General features: G+C 67.6%; 15 protein-coding genes and 1 pseudogene. 11 read left to right on the top strand and 5 right to left on the bottom strand.

Annotated elements, in window-relative coordinates; translation table 11 throughout:
• Nucleotides 1-525, bottom strand: a 525-nt coding sequence (locus G6R20_RS11100) for a helix-turn-helix domain-containing protein (protein ID WP_240341404.1), incomplete at its 3' end; no start/stop codon positions are given.
• 434 nt (nt 526-959) lie between these two features.
• Nucleotides 960-1,679 (bottom strand): annotated as a pseudogene (locus G6R20_RS11095) (Ku protein); the annotation flags it as partial.
• Nucleotides 1,680-1,730: 51 nt separating this feature from the next.
• Here G6R20_RS11095 and G6R20_RS11090 point away from each other — a divergent pair.
• Complete coding sequence (locus tag G6R20_RS11090; protein ID WP_163376414.1) at nt 1,731-2,783, top strand: hypothetical protein; 1,053 nt, start codon at nt 1,731-1,733, stop codon at nt 2,781-2,783.
• A 63-nt stretch (nt 2,784-2,846) separates the two neighbouring features.
• Here the strand turns inward: G6R20_RS11090 and G6R20_RS11085 are convergent, their stop codons facing one another.
• Nucleotides 2,847-3,974, bottom strand: coding sequence for a Ku protein (locus G6R20_RS11085; protein ID WP_163376413.1), 1,128 nt, complete (start codon nt 3,972-3,974; stop codon nt 2,847-2,849).
• Between the two features lie 72 nt (nt 3,975-4,046).
• Between G6R20_RS11085 and G6R20_RS11080 the strand changes: the two genes are divergently transcribed.
• The 5 genes from G6R20_RS11080 (at nt 4,047) to G6R20_RS11060 (ending at nt 8,025) form a co-directional block, all read left to right on the top strand.
• The gene (locus G6R20_RS11080; protein ID WP_240341403.1) at nt 4,047-4,814 is read left to right on the top strand and encodes a sulfite exporter TauE/SafE family protein; all 768 of its coding nucleotides are present in this window, start codon (nt 4,047-4,049) and stop codon (nt 4,812-4,814) included.
• A 72-nt stretch (nt 4,815-4,886) separates the two neighbouring features.
• The gene (locus G6R20_RS11075) at nt 4,887-5,444 is read left to right on the top strand and encodes a hypothetical protein (protein ID WP_240341402.1); all 558 of its coding nucleotides are present in this window, start codon (nt 4,887-4,889) and stop codon (nt 5,442-5,444) included.
• 217 nt (nt 5,445-5,661) lie between these two features.
• Complete coding sequence (locus G6R20_RS11070; protein WP_163376410.1) at nt 5,662-6,627, top strand: NADP-dependent oxidoreductase; 966 nt, start codon at nt 5,662-5,664, stop codon at nt 6,625-6,627.
• 10 nt (nt 6,628-6,637) lie between these two features.
• Nucleotides 6,638-7,429, top strand: coding sequence for an SGNH/GDSL hydrolase family protein (locus tag G6R20_RS11065; RefSeq protein WP_163376409.1), 792 nt, complete (start codon nt 6,638-6,640; stop codon nt 7,427-7,429).
• Nucleotides 7,393-8,025 carry a hypothetical protein gene (locus G6R20_RS11060; protein WP_163376408.1) on the top strand — a complete coding sequence of 211 codons (633 nt, stop codon included), beginning with the start codon at nt 7,393-7,395 and terminating at the stop codon, nt 8,023-8,025. The genes G6R20_RS11065 and G6R20_RS11060 overlap by 37 nt, the downstream gene beginning before the upstream one ends.
• Nucleotides 8,026-8,558: 533 nt before the next feature.
• Here G6R20_RS11060 and G6R20_RS11055 read toward each other — a convergent pair.
• Nucleotides 8,559-9,176, bottom strand: a complete 618-nt coding sequence (locus tag G6R20_RS11055; protein ID WP_163376407.1) for an NYN domain-containing protein — start codon at nt 9,174-9,176, stop codon at nt 8,559-8,561.
• Between the two features lie 477 nt (nt 9,177-9,653).
• On the opposite strand from G6R20_RS11055, the gene G6R20_RS11050 reads away from it, so the two are divergent.
• The 4 genes from G6R20_RS11050 (at nt 9,654) to G6R20_RS11035 (ending at nt 15,717) form a co-directional block, all read left to right on the top strand.
• Entirely contained in the window at nt 9,654-12,335 is a 2,682-nt protein-coding gene (locus G6R20_RS11050; RefSeq protein WP_163376406.1) for an ATP-dependent DNA ligase, read from the top strand.
• A 350-nt stretch (nt 12,336-12,685) separates the two neighbouring features.
• On the top strand, nt 12,686-13,333 hold the full coding sequence (locus G6R20_RS11045) for a SipW-dependent-type signal peptide-containing protein (RefSeq protein ID WP_163376405.1): 648 nt from the start codon (nt 12,686-12,688) through the stop codon (nt 13,331-13,333).
• An 85-nt stretch (nt 13,334-13,418) separates the two neighbouring features.
• Nucleotides 13,419-14,012 (top strand): signal peptidase I, encoded by a 594-nt coding sequence (locus G6R20_RS11040; RefSeq protein ID WP_067713516.1) that lies wholly within the window; start codon nt 13,419-13,421, stop codon nt 14,010-14,012.
• On the top strand, nt 14,005-15,717 hold the full coding sequence (locus G6R20_RS11035) for a hypothetical protein (protein WP_163376404.1): 1,713 nt from the start codon (nt 14,005-14,007) through the stop codon (nt 15,715-15,717). The genes G6R20_RS11040 and G6R20_RS11035 overlap by 8 nt, the downstream gene beginning before the upstream one ends.
• 279 nt (nt 15,718-15,996) lie before the next feature.
• Here G6R20_RS11035 and G6R20_RS11030 read toward each other — a convergent pair whose 3' ends face one another.
• The gene (locus tag G6R20_RS11030) at nt 15,997-16,530 is read right to left on the bottom strand and encodes a DUF6328 family protein (RefSeq protein WP_067713522.1); all 534 of its coding nucleotides are present in this window, start codon (nt 16,528-16,530) and stop codon (nt 15,997-15,999) included.
• 224 nt (nt 16,531-16,754) lie between these two features.
• Between G6R20_RS11030 and G6R20_RS11025 the strand changes: the two genes are divergently transcribed.
• Nucleotides 16,755-17,303: a hypothetical protein gene (locus G6R20_RS11025; protein WP_163376403.1), complete on the top strand. Its 549-nt coding sequence runs from the start codon at nt 16,755-16,757 to the stop codon at nt 17,301-17,303.
• The last annotated feature ends 10 nt before the right edge of the window (nt 17,304-17,313 follow it).

The raw sequence follows: 17,313 nt of genomic DNA, 5'->3' as shown, positions 1-17,313 counted from the left end.
CGCGTTCTCCGGCGGCGCCAGGTACAGGCCGCAGATGTCGGTGACTTTGCCGACCAGCTCAGGATCGGTGGAGAACCGGAACGACTCCGAGCGCCACGGCTTGATCCCGTAGGCACGCCACGCCGTGACCACCGTCGAGGCCGAGACCTTCAACCGGGACGCCAGCAGCCGCGACGACCAGTGGGTCACGCCCAGAGACTTCGGCGGCGGCATCAAGGTCGCCGTCACGATCTCCGCGTGATCGATCGTGCGCGGCCGACCAGAACGCTTCTCATCAGCCAGGCCCCCGATGCCCTTGTCCTCGTACCTGGACCGCCAGAGGTTCACCTTCGGCCGCGACGCCCCGGCCAACTCGGCGATCTCCGCATTACGCCGGCCCTCCGAAGCCAGCAGCACGATGCGAGCTCGCTGCACCATGCCTGCCGACATCGACTGCGAGCGCGTCATTCTCTCAAGCTTCTCGCGATCGCCGGGACGCAACATCAATGCCGGGGCAGGTCGATTCGCCATGCCCCATGATTTCACAAACCCAACTGTAAAACTACTTCACACGCACGACACTAGAACTTCAGTGGCGCCCGAGCGACCTGCTTCGCCCAGGGCTGAAGTTCGAATGGCCACAGTTGATCATCTGCAGTCATCCTGACGCCGGAGCCAAGTGCCGGCAGGAGGTGCAACAAGCCACCCACGAAATCGCTACTTCTCGAGGCATGGCGCTCGACCCCAACCGGTGGTGGATCTGGCGAGCTCCCTTGGCACCCGAGAAGTCGATAACTGACCTCGACGAGTACGCCGGAGACTGCGTCAGGCACCTACTAGAGCTTTGGGAATCCGTCGGACCTGCGATCGCGGAAGCTCACTCGAGGCTGGCGACTACTCCCCGCTGACGGCCACAGCACGGGCTTCGGCCTGCTTCCCAGGAGGCGCCGAGCACGACCGACACAAAGACCGCGGCCGACTCAGGCCGACTTCTTGGCCGGTGTCTTGCGGGCCGTCGACTTCTTCGCCGGGGCCTTCTTGGCCGTGGACTTTGAGGCTGTCGACTTCTTGGCCGTGCCCGAGCCGGAGCCGCCGGAGTCCGACTTGGAGGACGTCGACTTCTTGGCAGTCGACTTCTTTGCCGCGGCCTTCTTGGCGGGCGCCTTCTTCGCGGCAGTCTTCTTGGCCGGGGCCTTCTTTGCCGAGCTGCTTCCGCTCTTCTTGCTGGCGGTTTTCTTGGCGGAGCCGGCGTCCTCGTCGTCGTCGTCCTCGTCGTTGTCCTGGTCGTCGGCGTCGTCGGCCTTGCCGCCCCGGTCCTTCACACTCGCCCGCAGCGCCGCGAGCAGATCGGCCACCTCGTCGTCGCCGTCATCGTCGCTAGAGGTGTCCTTCTCCTCCACCGTGAACGCCTCACCGCCGGCCGCCTTGGCCTCGATCAACTCCTTGAGCTGATTCTGGTAGTCGTCCTCGTACTTCTCCGGCTCGAAGTCCGCGGCCATGGTTTCGATGAGCGACGCCGCCATCTTGACCTCCTGCGGCCGGACCTTCGCCTCCTTGTCCAACCCCTCGAGGATCGCCGGGCGGATCTCGTCGGGCCACAACAGCGTCTGCAGCATGAGCACGTCCTTGTACACCCGCAGGGCGCAGAGGCGAGTGCGGTTGCGCAGCGTGAACGTGCAGATGGCCAGCTGGTCGACTTCACCGCCGTCCTAGAACAGCTTGGCGGGTATGAGCTTGCCTGGAGTTCGCCCGTGACCGCGGAGAGCGTCTTAGGCTCGTTCAGGTACTCCAGTCGACGCGGGCTCGCATTCTGCGCCGCGCAACCGCCGGTCGCCGGCACAAGAGAAGAGGTCACGGTGTCGAACGCCGAAGAGCAGCGCGCCCGCAAACTCGCCCGCGAGGAGCAGGGCCGTCAGGCTGACCTGCGAAAGCGAGATCAGCGGATCGACCGGGCGGCCGAGGACCTGCCCGAGTTCGGGATAGACCTCAGTCGTGACGAGATCGGAGCGTGGTTGGACTTCGCGATGAAGCTGCGTGAGGTCGAAGCAAAGAAGGCGCCGACGAACCACTATCCGCTCACGGCTCGTTTGTGGGACGAGGGGTGGGTGCTCGCCATCGCCATGCTCTACCGTATGAACCCCGATCAGGATCTGACTAAGCCCCCGAAACCTTCCCTGACCGGGCCTTCTTTCAACCGTTTCGCAAAACAAAGGCGCGGAACGCTTTACCTCGCGTACAAGTACGCAGCCGAAGCTATGGGCGCGACGATGTCGATCGAGGGCGAACGCATAGTGCAGGAGAACCTCGATGAGGCCTTCCCCGCCCTCGAGGCGTTCGTCGTCGACGAGTGGCCCGACACCCTCCGCTTCGATAACGAGGCGGTCTACCAAATGGGCCACGATGACTACAAACTGTTTCAAGGGATGCTCGGGGCCCTGTCCGGCCTGGGCGAGGCACTCAGATCCAGGGCATGGCGCGACGAAGTGACCGCAATGTGCGACCAGTTGAGCAATTCTTGGCTGAAGATCCACGACGACTTGCAGGACCTGTCTTTTCCCTGCGATGAACCCGATGAGGGCATGTTCGTCGCGGGGGTCTACCTCAACAGCCTCGATCACTGTTTCAGTCTCAAGCAGGGTCACTTCGCCTATTCGATGCAGATTCTCAACCTTTTGCGCGGCCAAGGCACCGACGTCAGTAGCCTCACCGGCAGCCTGGTAGGAGCGTTCACCTCCATGACCGGCATGCTCGACCTGTTTGTCGACGCCGACTTCACGGACGCAGAGTCGCCGGCCCATGCCTGAGACCGTGGACGTAGTTGTCGTCGTTTGAACGAAAGTGACCACTCGGCGGGCGCGGTCAGGGATTCAGGCGGACTTCTTGGCCGGCGTCTTGCGGGCCGTCGACTTCTTCGCCGGCGCCTTCTTGGCCGTGGACTTTGAGGCTGTCGACTTCTTAGCGGCGCCCGAGCCGGAGCTGGCGGAGTCCGACTTGGAGGACGTCGACTTCTTGGCAGTCGACTTCTTGGCCGCGGCCTTTTTGGCCGGCGCCTTCTTCGCCGCAGTCTTCTTGGCCGGGGTCTTCTTTGCCGAGCTACTCCCGCTCTTCTTGCTGGCGGTCTTCTTGGCGGAGCCGGAGTCCTCGTCGTCGTCCTCGTCGTCGTCCTCGTCGTCGTCCTCGTCGTCCTGGTCGTCGGCGTCGTCCGCCTTACCGCCCCGGTCCTTCACGCTCGCGCGTAGGGCCGCGAGCAGATCGGCCACCTCGTCGTCGCCGTCATCGTCGCCCGAGGTGTCCTTCTCCTCCACCGTGAACGCCTCGCCGCCGGCCGCCTTGGCCTCAATCAACTCCTTGAGCTGATTCTGGTAGTCGTCCTCGTACTTCTCCGGCTCGAAATCCGCCGCCATGGTCTCGATGAGCGACGCCGCCATCTTGACCTCCTGCGGCCGGACCTTGGCCTCCTCGTCCAGCCCCTCGAGGATCGCCGGGCGGATCTCGTCGGGCCACAGCAGCGTCTGCAGCATCAGCACGTCCTTGTACACCCTGAGTGCGCAGAGGCGGGTGCGATTGCGCAGCGTGAACGTGCAGATGGCGAGGCGGTCCGTCTGCTGCAGGGCCTCCCGCATCAGCACGTACGCCCGGTTGGACCGCGACGCCGGCTCCAGGAAGTACGCGTTGTCGAACGCCACCGGATCCACCTGGTCCGCCGGGACGAATTCCGTCACCTCGATCTCGTGGTTCTGCTCCACCGGCAGGCTCGCGAGATCCTCCTTGGTGAGGATGACCATCTCGCCCTCTTCGGACTCATACGCCTTGGCGATGTCGGAGAACTCGACCTCCTCGCCGTTGTCGTCCCGCACCTTCTTGTAGCGGATCCGGACGCCGTCCTTCTTGTCCACCTGCCGCGCGTGCAGGTCGTGGTCCTCCGTCGCCGCGTACACCTTGACCGGCACGTTGACCAGACCGAACGAGACCTCGCCCTTCCAGATGGATCGCATATAGGGAGTATGCGATATCGGGGCGTGTGGCGCCGCCGGTCGCAGGCAGGCGCACCTGGAATGCTGTGGTGCATGCCCGCCGACGTCGGTCCCCTCCTCCTGCTGGTCGCGGCGGCGTCCGTGATCCTCGGGACGGTCCTGCAGCGGGTCAGCGGGATGGGGGTCGGGCTCGTGGTCTCTCCGACGTTGGCGCTACTGCTGGGGCCCGTCGCCGGCGTGCTTCTCACCAACATCACGACCACCGTCTCCGCGGCCCTCATCGCGATCACGCTGTGGCGCGACATCGACTGGCGCCGCTATCTCCACCTGGCACCGCTGATCGTCGTGGGGTCCGTGCCCGGCGCGCTCCTCGTGGGCGCTGCCGACCGCAGCTGGCTCGAGGTGGTGATCGGTGCTGCTCTGCTGGGCACCCTCGTCTTCACCGCGCTCGTGCGCATCCCGCAGGTGGGCGGTCGGTGGCCGGCCGCAGTCGCCGGGACGGCCGGAGGGTTCCTCAACACCGCGGTGGGTGTGGCCGCGCCCGCAATGCTCGTCTACGCCCAGGCGACGGGATGGAACCAGCGGTCCTTCGCCGCCACCCTGCAGCCGATCTTCTTCACCATGGGCGCGACCTCCGTCATCACCAAGGTCGGCCTCGGTGCCGCGCCGATCTCCGGATTGCCGCCGATCGGCGTGATCGGGCTCGTCGTGGCGATGGTTCCGATCGGCATTCTCCTGGGCGGCGTGGTGGCCACGCGAGTGTCCGCGACGGTGGGGCGACGGGTTGCCGTCGTCGTCGTCACCCTCGGGGCGGTGACGTTGCTCGGGCGAGGGATCGGGGGGTTGGCCGGGGTCCTCTGAACGGTGGGCCGGCCTCGCCGTGACGGCCGATGCGCCGCGGGCCTGTTCGCGCCGAGGGGACACAATGGGGCCATGGCATCCCCGGAACAGCGCGCACAGTACGAACGATTCGCCCCGCTCCTGGTCCGAGAGGGCGTCGACGTGCAGACCGCGACCGTCGCTGACCTCCAGGCCGGAATGGAACGCGCACAGCAGCGCCACAAGGCCGCCGTCGAGCAGGTCCGGGCCGTTCTCTACGCCCACGAACGGGGCGACACCTCTGCCGCCGGCGAGCTCCTCGAAGCCCTGGAGCTGACCGCCGATGCCTCTCCCCCGCCGATCCCCGACGCCCTGACCGTGGCCTCCCGCTTCGCCCAGCTCGCCCAGTCGGTGGCACCGGAGCTGCCCGCCGCCGTCATCGCCACGGTCCGCGACAGCGCACGGCTTCCTGACGCCCCGGACGGCATGGCCGGCCTGTGCGACGCGGTCCTGCTCGACTGCGACGCAACCTCCGGCATGCGCACCGCGATCGGCGAGCACGGACTGGCCTCCGCCCTCTACGCGGCCGCGGCCATGACCAGCGCGGCATTCAGCCTGTGGTCGAAGCAGTCCGGGGAGTCGATGGACGAGCTGATCAGTAGCCACGCCTGACCGGCGGGACGGCCACGCGGGCGTCGGCGACGGTCGGGACCACGGGTTGCCGTCGTCGTCGTCACCCTCGGGGCTCTCACCCTCCTGGGGCGAGGGCTGGGGGGCCCGGCCGGAATGTTCAACACGGGCACGTGGTTACTCGGCGGGGAAGCAGTCACTCGTACCACCAATCCAGCGGAGCCGTCCGGACTCACGGGGCCCGCGGGAAAGAGGAACAATGACCGTCTCGACCGCCTCCGTCCGCGCCGTCGGAGTGACGACCTACGGTGGCCCCGACGCCCTGCAGGTCGTCGACGTCCCCGCCCAGGAACTCGGGCCGACCGACGTTCGCGTCCGCGTCACGGCCGCCACCATCAACCCCACCGACACCTACACGCGCAACGGTTCTCGCTCGAAGACCGGAACACCGCGCGGAGCCGCGGACGTCCCCGGCATGGACATCGCCGGAACGCTCATCGAGATCGGCGAGGACGCCGACACCTCGCTTGCGGTCGGAGACCGGGTCATGGGCATCGTGGTCCCCCGCGACGACCACGGTGCGTACCGCGAGGACATCGTCCTGCCCGCCCGGTCGATCACCGCCGCACCCCGCGATGCCGACGACATCGCCGCATCGACGCTTCCGATGAACGGCCTCACCGCCCGGCGCGCTCTCGACCTGCTGGGGTTGAAGCCCGGTGAGGTGCTTGCGGTCACCGGCGCGGCCGGATCGACCGGTGGCTACGTCGTGCAGCTGGCCAAGCATGCCGGGCTGGTTGTGGTGGCCGATGCGTCCGAAGCCGACGAGGAACTGGTCCGGTCGCTCGGCGCCGATCAGATCGTGCGGCGAGGAGACGGCGTCGCCGACCGCATCCTCAAGCGCTACCCCGACGGCGTCGACGGACTCTTCGACGGAGCCGTGCAGGACGCCGTCGTGCTCCCCGCGGTCAAGACCGGCGGCGGAGTCGCGACGGTGCGGTGGTATCAGGGCGACGGCAGCCGCGACCTCAAGGTCCACGCCGTGAGCGTTGCGGATATGGCCGAGGAGCAGGACAGGCTCGACGAGTTGCGGCGGTTGGCGGAAGACGGCGTGGTCACCCTCCGTGTTGCGGACAGCTACGCGCCCGAGGACGCGTGGCGGGCCCACGAGCGGCTCGAGGCCGGCGGGACGCGGGGGCGGTTGGTGATTGATTTCAGGCGGTGACTTACGTGCGGTGAGGCGGGGCGACCCGGGCGGGGCGCGGCGGTGGCCCTGGCTGCCGACCGCCCATAACGCCACTTACGCCCTCAAGTCGGAGGCGGGGCAGGTCGACACCGACGCCTACCCGCCGATCCGGGCACGGCTGGCGATGAGGCCCCAGCCGGTCATGCCGGTCGTGTTCTTCGGCTCGTCGAACACCCAGAACGCGGCCGTGGACGCGGACAAGCGGTGGATCAACATCCTGGCGGCGATGTTCACCGACACCCCGACCGCCGGGTGGTCGTGGACCACGGCCACGACCACCATCCAGAACGCCCCACCCGGCCTGATCTTCGTCAACATGGGCCGGTCGGGCACCGAGACGCACAACTACATCGACCCCGCCTACATCACCTCGCATCTGCCGCTGTGGAAACCGGCGCTGATCTTCCACCTGGCCAGCGAAAACGACGCGACGAGAGGTGGCACTCCGGCGAACGCGGCAGCCAATATCGCCGCGAACATCGCCGCCATCGACGCCGCCTGCGCCCTGCCGGTCGGCAATGTGTACGTGCACGTGCGCGAACGGTTCGACCGGCCCCTCAGCTACCCGTGGGGGGACTACCCGTCGGCGATGCGCAGCATGGCCGCGTCCCGACCGAACGTCTCGGTGGTCGACCTGTCGGGCAGTTCCGCGCCATCGGCATCCCCAACCAGGACCCGTTCGACATCGTCGACCCGGACCAGGTCCACCTCACCCCGGCAGGCAACGTCTTCTAAGCCGAGACGATGGCAGCCGTGCTCAAGTCGGCCCTGCCGTCGCTGACCGTCACCCCGATCCCGCCCCCGCCGGAGCCGCAGGTGCTGGTCTCGGACGACTTCAACCGACCCGACGGTGACCTGAACGGCTCTGTGGCCCAGACCGGACAGGCATGGACCGTCTCTCAGGCGGCGGTCACCGTCGCCGGGAACAAGATGACACCCGGCACCGGCTCGGGACGCACGGCGATCATTGAGGCCGGGCAGTCCGATGTGGACATCACCGTCGACGTGAACTACGTCCCCGGCGGCGCGGCTGGTGTGATCTTCCGGGTGCTGGCCCCGACCACCGACCGGTGGGGCATCTTCCTCCAGAGTGGGCTGGAGATGCGCCTGTACCGGCTGGTTGGCAGCGCGAGCAGCATCGCGACCAGCGCCAATTCCACCACCGTGCCGTCGATGTCGACGCTCACGGGCAGCCACGTGCTGCGGGTCCGCGTCAAGGGCCAGGTCATCAAGGTGTGGGTGGACGGGATCGAGTGCCTGACCCACACCATGTCACCGGAGGACGCCGCCGCGTCGGCGGCGTGGACGAAGGTCGGCACGCTTACCTCGGCCGCGTCGGCGATGTGGGACAACTTCGTCGTTAAGGAGGCCCTGTAGCGGTTCGACCGTGACGGCCGGCACCGGCGCACGGTGCCACTCGGATCGGCAGCGGCAGGGCACGAAGTCGTTGAACATCTCGTCGAACTCGCGGTGCCCGCACCGAGGCTTCGTCGAGTTCTGCGAGTGCCCGCACCCGGGGTACGCCGTGAGGTGCTGCCCACCTGCTTCCATAAACGTTCCCACATGTTAACCGCCCGAATTTGACGACGGTGGTGGATACGGGAAGTCGGGTCGGTGGGCGGCGCTCGGGCTGAAGCCGTCACTGTGCCGGCCGTGGTCGGCGCAGTAGGGGCGCAGGCCGTTGACTACACCGAACTGGTGGCCGGGTGGGGCGAGGGCGTGCTCTATCGGCGGCCCGGTCCCCGCGGCGTGGGCGGTGCAGCCGCCGGCCGCGCAGACGGTCTCGCTGGTGATAGGCGGGCGGTGGACGGTCAGGGCGGGCGGGGCTCGAAGTGCATACGCCCAGCATCCCCCGGCTGTCCGACCCCACCGGCATCAGCTCGCCGCGGTCGATGCTGGCCGACTGTCGGCTAATACTGGCGCGTGTCCTTAGACGCCAGATAGCCCCGAATGTCCAGCAGGGTGGACCAGAGGGGATCGCCCTTAAGCCTCAGCCTGCTCGCGTCCTTCCACATCGCGGTTTCCACTCGGACGCCGAGCTCACGCGCCATCTCCAAGGCCGGCAAAAGGTCCGTATCTCTCGACGCGAGGATGAGCGTATCCGCCCGCTTCTCGATCGCGTGCCTGACAAAGTGACAAGCGAGCATGACATCAACGCCCTTCTCTCGGGCTCGCTCTTCCGGCCAGTCACGGGGGTACCGCAGGGCGCGGCTATGAACCGTGACGCGTCGATCTCTAGTCCATTCGGCAGCTTGCGCCTTGTTCTTCGAGGCGGGCATCTTCTGTCGAGTTGAATCCGGCTGACCGCGATATACGTGAATCTCGGTCAACTCTTCTTCGGCCGCCGCTGGCCACGCGTTGGTTCGTAACCCCGGAAGCACCTCGCGTCGCACCTTCATCACTTCTTCGGCGAACCGGGCGGGATGGATGAGGTAGGTGTCGGGTGGGGTGCCCTGCGGGGGGTTAAACGCCTCGCGCACTGAGAGGTGGAGGTTCTGGTAGTCGATGAAGAAGTGAACGCTGGGCACTGGAACCTCACGAAATAAAAAAGCCCCGCCAGGCCCGGAGGACGGCGGGGAGCTACGGGAATGAATATAGACAGACCGTCTGGCTGCGGTCAACTATGCCACCCCTGAAGGCTCGGAACCGGACGATCAGTTCGGCCTAGTCACCGACTATGTGCGGCCCGGCAGGAAGCGTTCGAGGACACGACACTCGCTGCCGCCACTTACGAGGCGGCGGAGGCGGAGTACCGCAACGACACCGACGTCGTGGAGTTTGAGGTCGTCTTAGTTGGCGCCGACAGCATCGAGACCGTGGAGCAAACTCACGGGCACTACTTCCAGGACGCCGACGAGGCGATGTTCGCCGAACTGCTTGCACGCCACTGACCTCACTCAGCTCCAGGCCTGCCTCGTCCGCAGGACACTATTGAACTTCCTCGCACGCCGGGAACCGCATCGCAGCCGGTCGCCGATGTCCGACCCAAGTGCCAGAGTGGACCCATGGCGAGTAAGGGGACTGAAGAGTCGGTCGAGGTCGACGGGCGGACCATCCGGTTCACTCACGCCGACAAGGTGCTCTACGAGGCCACCGGCACCACCAAGGCCGATGTGCTGGAGTACTACCTGGCCGCCGCGCCGCTGCTGCTGACGTATGCGGGCCGGCGGCCGGTGACGCGCAAGCGCTGGCCCGACGGCACCGAGGACAAGTCCTTCTTCGAGAAGAACCTCCCTTCCCACGCGCCCGACTGGGTGCCGCGGGTGGCGATCGAGCACTCCTCGCGAACCGTCCGCTACCCGGTGCTGGACTCCCCCGCCACGCTCGCGTGGTTCGCGCAGCAGGCCGCGCTCGAGCTACACGTGCCGCAGTGGACCCTGGAGAACGACGAGCCGGGCCGGACGCGCCGGATCGTGATCGACCTCGATCCGGGCCAGGACGTGGATCTGGATACGACGGCGAAAGTGGCCCTCCGCGTCCGCGACCTGCTGTCCGAGGCGGGACTCGACTCCTTCCCGGTGACCTCCGGGTCCAAGGGGATCCACCTCTACGCCCGCCTGGACAAAGCCGTCACCGCCGCCAGCGCCTCCAAGGTCGCCAAGCAGATCGCGCAGTCGCTCGCCAAGCAGACCCCCGACCTGGTCACTGCCACCATGAAGCGCTCCATCCGCGAGGGCAAGGTGTTCGTCGACTGGAGCCAGAACAGCGGCGCCAAGACCACCGTCGCCCCCTACTCCTTGCGCGGGCGGGCCGAACCGTGGGTCGCCGCCCCGCGCTCGTGGGAGGAGCTCGGCGACGGCGGGCTCGCTCACCTGCACTGGGACGAGGTGCTCAAGCGCCTGGACTCCGACGGCGACTTCCTCGACGGGCTCGAAGGCACAGCCCAGAAGAAGGCCACCAAGAAGAAGTCGACCTCCTCCACCGGTTCGGCATCGCGGGCGAAGAAATCGGGAAGCGGCAAGAAGAGCTCGTCGTCGTCCGATGACGAGGACCCCGAGCCCGCCGCCACAGCCTCCACCGACGGCTCCGATGCCGCTCACTCCACAGAAGTGGAGGGCTGCGACGCCGAGCCCACCAGCGAGGACGCGGTGGTCACCAGCCTGGCCGAGTACCGGCGCAAGCGGGATCGCCGGAAGACGCCGGAGCCGTTCGACGGTGAGGTCGAGACCGATCGCGACGACGTCGACGGGCCGATTTTCGTGATCCAGGAGCATCATGCCCGGCGCCTGCACTTCGACCTGCGGCTCGAGCACCACGGGGTACTGACGTCGTGGGCCGTGCCCAAGAACCTGCCGACCGAGCCCAAGGACCGGCGGCTGGCCGTCAGCACCGAGGACCACCCGCTCGGTTACGAGACGTTCGAGGGCACCATCCCCAAGGGCGAATACGGCGCCGGCCACATGACCATCTGGGATCAGGGCTGGTACGAGTGCGAGAAGTGGCGCTCCGACGAGATCATCGTGTGGCTGCACGGCGACAAGGTCTCCGGCCGCTACGTGCTCGTGCGCACCAGCGCGGAGAAGAACCAGTGGATCGTGCAATACATGAAGGACCAGTCGCCGGACTCCTTCTACGGCGGGCGCGACAACCCGAAGTCGCGGTACCCGGAGGGCGACAAGCGGGCGAAGGGGTCCGGCGCGAAGCGCTCTGGGGCGAAGAGCTCCGGGGCGAAGCGTTCCGGCGGGTCGGCCAAGGCCTCCGACTCCGGCTCGAACTCGGGCACCGACTCCGGCGGCCGTCCCGACACTCCCCCGCTGCCGATGATCCCCACCGCCGCCGAGGTCACAGCGCTGCCGGAGGACAAATGGGCCTTTGAGGGCAAGTGGGACGGCTACCGGGTGACGGTGGCGACCAGCGGGGCCGGCGGGCAGGCACGCCTGGTCAGCCGCAACGGCAACTCCATGGACTGGCTCTCCGACGGGTTCCCCGGGCTGGCCGACGCCCTGGAGCGGCCGGCGGTGATCGACGCCGAGCTCGTGGTGCTGGGCTCCGACGGCGTCCCGGACTTCGCCTCGCTCGCCAAGCAGGCAGCCGCCGAGGGCGGCGATTCCTCGCTGCCGCCGGTCGAGCTGTTCGTCTTTGACGTGCTGCAGGTCGACGGCGTGGATCTGCAGTCGCAGGCATGGGAGCGTCGTCGCGAAGTGCTGGAGCTGCTCACCCCGGCGCTGGAGGGCGTGGACCGGGTGCACGTTCCCGCCGTGCTCGACGGCCCCGGTGACCGCGCCCTGGCCGAGGCGGAGGAGTTCGGCTGGGAGGGCATCGTCGCCAAACGCCGGAACTCCCGGTACGAGTCGGGCCGACGGTCCAAGGCGTGGCTCAAGGAGAAGCTGCTCACCACCACAGAGGCCGTCGTGGGCGGCTGGAAGCCGGGCAAGGGCGGACGCTCCGGCTCCCTCGGCTCGCTGCTGCTGGGCCTTCCCGCCGAGAAGGGTCTGACCTACATCGGCCGCGTGGGCACCGGCTTCACCGACAAGCAGGCCCGCGCGCTGCTCGAGGAGCTCGAGCCGCTCAAGCGCAAGACCAGCCCGTTCGTCGAGCAACTGCCCGCCGACGCCCGCCGCGACGCCAACTGGGTCCTGCCCAAGCTCGTCGTGGAGGTCCGCCACCAGGGCTTCACAGACGACGGCCACATGCGCCAGTCCTCCTGGCGCGACATCCGCCGCGACAAGCTGCCCGGGGATCTGTAGGCACCGGTGCGCACCCTACGGCGGCTCTCACCGGCCGTCCGGTACTGACGGGGGCTCCCGCTGAGCCCTACCTAAGGGCGGGTAGCGCTACCGCTCCGTCGCGCTCCTTCCGCGCGCTCCAGATCCGTCAATCAGGACGATCGTCCAGACCGGTCTGTTCACCCCCGCGAAAGCCGAGGGCCGCCTCAGATGCGGTGCAAATCAACGGTTGTCCCAGGTTCTGGCGGAATGTGACTTTCTGAACACTTCCCCACGCAACGGTTGCTACCCGACGGTAGATAAGCAACACTAAATGAGATGCATCAACAAGTTGAGTTGGTGCCCCAGTCGCTCTCTCAGAAAGGCTCGCCATGAGCACTGCGCCCCAGACCCCCCAGCCCGCCGCCAAGAACCAGAACCGCCGCAAGAAGGCCCGCGCCATCATGGCGTCCGGTCTCGTGCTGGGCGTCGGCGCCGCCGTCACCCTGGCCGCGTGGTCGGACACCGTGTGGGGCGCGGGCACCTTTGGTACCGCGGGCAGCGACTTCAACATCCAGGGCAACTTCACCGGCACCGAGGAAGGCTGGGATGAGTTCGTGACCGCTGATGACGCGGGCCCCATGACCTTCACCCAGAACGCCAATGCCCTCATCCCGGGCGTGCCCGTCTATCAGCTGGTCGGCCTCCGCGAGACCAAGGAGAACCTCGGCGCGGACATCACGCTGACCCGCACGACCTCCGACGCCGGCAAGCTCGCGAACCTCGTCAAGGTGGCCGTCGCCGACGCCGGCACCGCGCTCACTGCGCCCACATGCGATGCAACCGCCACCTTCGGCACAGCGACGGCCATCGGCGCAGCGATGACCGATCCCGTGCTGACAACCGACGTCGAGGCGGGCGGTTACCGCTGGCTCTGCTTCTCCGCGACCCTTGACGCCGGAGCCACCCTCGATGTCGCGAATGTGACTTCCGAGAAGATCCAGTGGCAGTTCGCCGCGACCTCCCAGGATCCCGTCTGATCCACTCGCATTGCCGTGGTGGGCGCATCGAGCCCACCACCGCAATGACTGAACACTCTTGTTCACGTTCCGGTTAGGAGACCGCATGAGCACGCCGACCGCGCCGACGCCGTCTGAGGCCCCCGCCGTTGCCACTTCGCACCGGGCCCCGCGAGGCCGGTCGGTGTGGTCGTACATCGGGGCAGGCATCGGCAATGTCCTGGCCGCCGGCGGCGTCCTCTGCGTGGTGCTGGTGATCCTCGCGATCACGATGAACATCTCCCTGATCATGTTCAAGACCGGGTCGATGTCCCCGACGATCCCCACCGGGTCAGTGGCTGTGGTCAAGGAGATCTCCGCCGACGAGATCCGGGTGGGCGACGTCATCACCGTCGATCGCGGAGAGGGCCAGCTCCCGGTCACCCACCGGGTGGTCGAGGTGTTTCCCCAGACGCCGGGCGAGGCGCTCGTGCAGATGAAGGGTGATGCCAACCCCGACGTCGACCCTGGCATGTACCGGGTAGAGACGGTGCGCAAGGTGCTGTGGTCGGTGCCCGAGTTGGCGAACGTCATCGTCTGGTTCAGCAACCCGTTTGTTCTGGGCGGGATCACCTTGCTCGCCGCGCTGGGCGTGCTGTGGGCCTTCTGGCCGAGGGACGAGAGTGATGACGAGGTCGAGAGGACGAACGCAGATGCGTAAGTTTCACCCGCAACTGCGGACCTCCTTAACGATCGCCGGAGTGTTCCTCCTCGTCGCCAGCGTTGCCCTGGTCGTCGGCTCCGTGCGTCCGACAGAGGCCAGCTGGCAGGACACCGTAACCGGAACGTCGTCATTTACGACCCACAAGGACGTCGGCAGAAACAGTGCTCGCGCGACTGCGGCGTACGGGAGCATGACCTACCGGATCGCTGACCAGGAAAACCTTCGCAAGGTCGAGGCGCTCGGCAAGTCCGATAGTGCGGAGCTCGGGCTCTCTACCGGCCCGACCACACGTAGTGTCCGGGGCGCGCTCCTCAGCATTCCCGCATCGGTCGCCGGAACCGTCTGTGCGCGTTCCACAACGACCGGTTTGATCTGTTCCGAAGACCCGCAGTCGACAGCCACCGCCTTCGCCCAGGCGCAGTCGTCCAAACTGGAAGTGTCGAGTCTGGGCCTACCACTCGTTCGCTACGCCACCGCGGACGACGCCAGGCCTTCCATCGCAACGGCAGCATGTACGCCGGGAAAGCCGGGAGTGACAGGGTTTACAAAGAACGGTTCCGTATATGAGTCCGTGTATCTCGGACGCGGGAACAGCCTTGTAGAAGTGCCAATGCCGGGTCGGAACAGCGAGACGCGAAAGCAACGGACGTACGGGAGCGTCACTTACACCGCCCGCCTACAACGCACTGAAGTGAGCGGACTCGGGTACGCCAGAGCTGAGCTCAGACTCCACGTGACCGCAGATGGTGCTACGGGTGATCCCTGGACTCTCCACCTCATCCTGGCCAACGCCGAGTGTGGTGTCTCGCGGGGGATTGAAGAGAACCTTGCACAACCGACCGCCACGAACTTCCAGTCTTTGGCACCGTCAGTTGCGTCCTTCCGCACCGCTCAGGCACTCACTGCGCTCGAGCCGATCATCGATATCGTCGACGAGGATGCGCCCGAAGGCCCTGACGACGGGAACTCCCTCCCGTCACTCGACGACGCCGCGAACGACTCGGCCACCGGTGCCACTACGAGTGCGACCACATCCGCCGAATCCCCGGGTCCGCTCGACGCCGAGACCGCGGATCTTGATCCCCGAGCCGAGTCAGGCGAGTCCGCCGGCGCGGAGACCGCAGTCCCGACAGAGAACGCTGCGCCCACAACCAGCGAGCCGACTACAGCCCTCACCGCCCCCACCGGCCCCCAGGAGCCTGAGTCAGTGCGCGTCGGGCGAGAATTCGCAGTCGTGAACCGCGACGGCGTCGAACTGGGCACCGCGAAGGTCGACGACATCGTGCGGACGCCCGGCTGCGGAGTCGAGCTCACGCTGAGCATCACCACCTCCGCCGAGGCGGGCCCGGACCGGTGGGCGTCCGTCGCCCCGGACGACTTCGCCGAGGTTCGCCCCGGCGGGTCTACCCGCGAGGCCTCACGGATCAGCTCGGACTGCGAGCGAGCCGCGCGTTCGACGACCACTTCCCTGTCACCGGGACGGGACTACGAGATCGTCATCGCCTTCCAGCTCGACGACTCCGCCGACCAGGCCATGCTCCGGCCCGACGGCACCGCCGGGTGGATCTTCGACCTACCGTCGCTGACCACTGTCGCCGTGACGACCAGCCCGACGGCCGCCACCGCCACCGAGCAGGCCCCCGGCGCGAGTACCGACACCGGCACCGAGCTGACGAGCGCGGTCGAGACAACCGAAGCGTAGGAGCCCCGCACGGAAAGCTGCCCCGGCCACGGAAGGATCGTGGTCGGGGCCGAGCCCGTCCGCCGGTTCCGCACACCGGGTGGCGGCGAACGGCGGCCGGAGCTGACCTCGTCGTCGTACTCTCCGGCGACGCACCCACAGCCCCGAACCAGGACCGCTCTCGCGGACGAGTAGTCACCCACAAGTCGCTGACCTGCGGCGCCCTGCACGGGCCCTTCACGGCACCGCAGGTCAGGGCAGTGTTCAGGGGGCGTCGTGTGCCGCGGTCCGGCTCGGCGGTCAGTCAGAGACGTACGGATTCGTCGCGGCATGACGGCCGACACGGACCGGGACCGCGAACAACATGACCGCGACGAACGCGGCCATCACGGCCGCCGCGACGAGGCCCCACGCGGTGCCCAGAACCAACGGGAACACCAGCGCCACCAGACCCACCAGCGCGATGGCCAGGATCGCCAACCCGGTACGGGCCAGCCTCGCCGACAGCCGCAGCACCCGATCCTTGCGGTGGGAGCGGAACACCGCGCGGTGGATCATCACCGGCGCCAGCAGGAGCACCGTCGACGCCAGCGTCAGCGAGAGCACCGCCAGGTAGAGGGCGCGAGCGCCGTCGCCGATCTCAGCGAAACGATCCTGGAACGGCAACACCAGCAAGAAGCCGGTGAGCACCTGGCCGCCGGTCTGGACGATGCGCAACTCCTGCAGCAGCTCGATCCAGTTGCGGTCGATGCGCTGCGCTTCGGTCTCGTTGCGTTCAGAGGCCTCGTGGTGTTCGGTGGCCCGTCCGGGCTCGTCGGCTCCTTCGATGTCCATGCCGCTCCCCTCCCTCCTACGCGTGCCCTCGATGATCGTCCGGTTGCCGCGGCGGTGGGGTCCAACCGGCGATTCGCCCGGCCGGGCCGCTGACCTGGGGTGCCCTGAACGGGGTCTGCAGGGCACCCCAGGTCAGCGCGGTTGTCGGTCGCGGCTGGCGGCGTGGCAGTGGGTGGCGACGGCAATCGACGACCGCGGGCCCGGTGGTGCGGCACGATGAGCGCATGGTCAAGCCGTCCAACACCGCCGCCATCGCCTCCGCCACCGGCCGCCCGTGGGACGAGTGGGTCGAACTGCTCGAGCAAGCCGGGGCGCGGGAGAAGAACCACACCGCGATCGCCCAGCTGACGCTCGAGCACATGCCCGGGTCGGTGGAACGGGCCGAGTGGTGGGCGCAGGGCACGGCCATCGCCTACGAACAGCACGCCGGCCTGCGCGTTCCGGGGCAGTCCTGCGACGGCGACTTCCAGCTCTCCACCTCGCGGACCGTCGCCGGAGACAAGGACTCTGCACTGCAGGCGTGGACCGAGCTCGTCGCCGGGCGCGAAGAGTTCGGCGGGATCCCGGTGGACGGCGAGGCGTCGGTGACGCGGTCGGAAAAGTGGCGCTACTGGCGCGTCCCGCTGGCCGACGGCACGCGCGTGGCGGTCAACTTCAGCGACAAGGCCGGCGGCAAGGCCAGCGTGGGGCTGGCGCACACCAAGCTCGACTCGGCCGAGGCGATCGCCTACTGGCGGCCGGTGTGGAAGGAGCTGTTGGCGCAGCTCAGCTGACCGCCCGGCC

This window comes from Dietzia sp. Alg238-R159 (assembly GCF_900537145.1).
Lineage (GTDB): Bacteria > Actinomycetota > Actinomycetes > Mycobacteriales > Mycobacteriaceae > Dietzia > Dietzia kunjamensis.
This window is presented reverse-complemented; position numbering and strand designations above follow the sequence as displayed.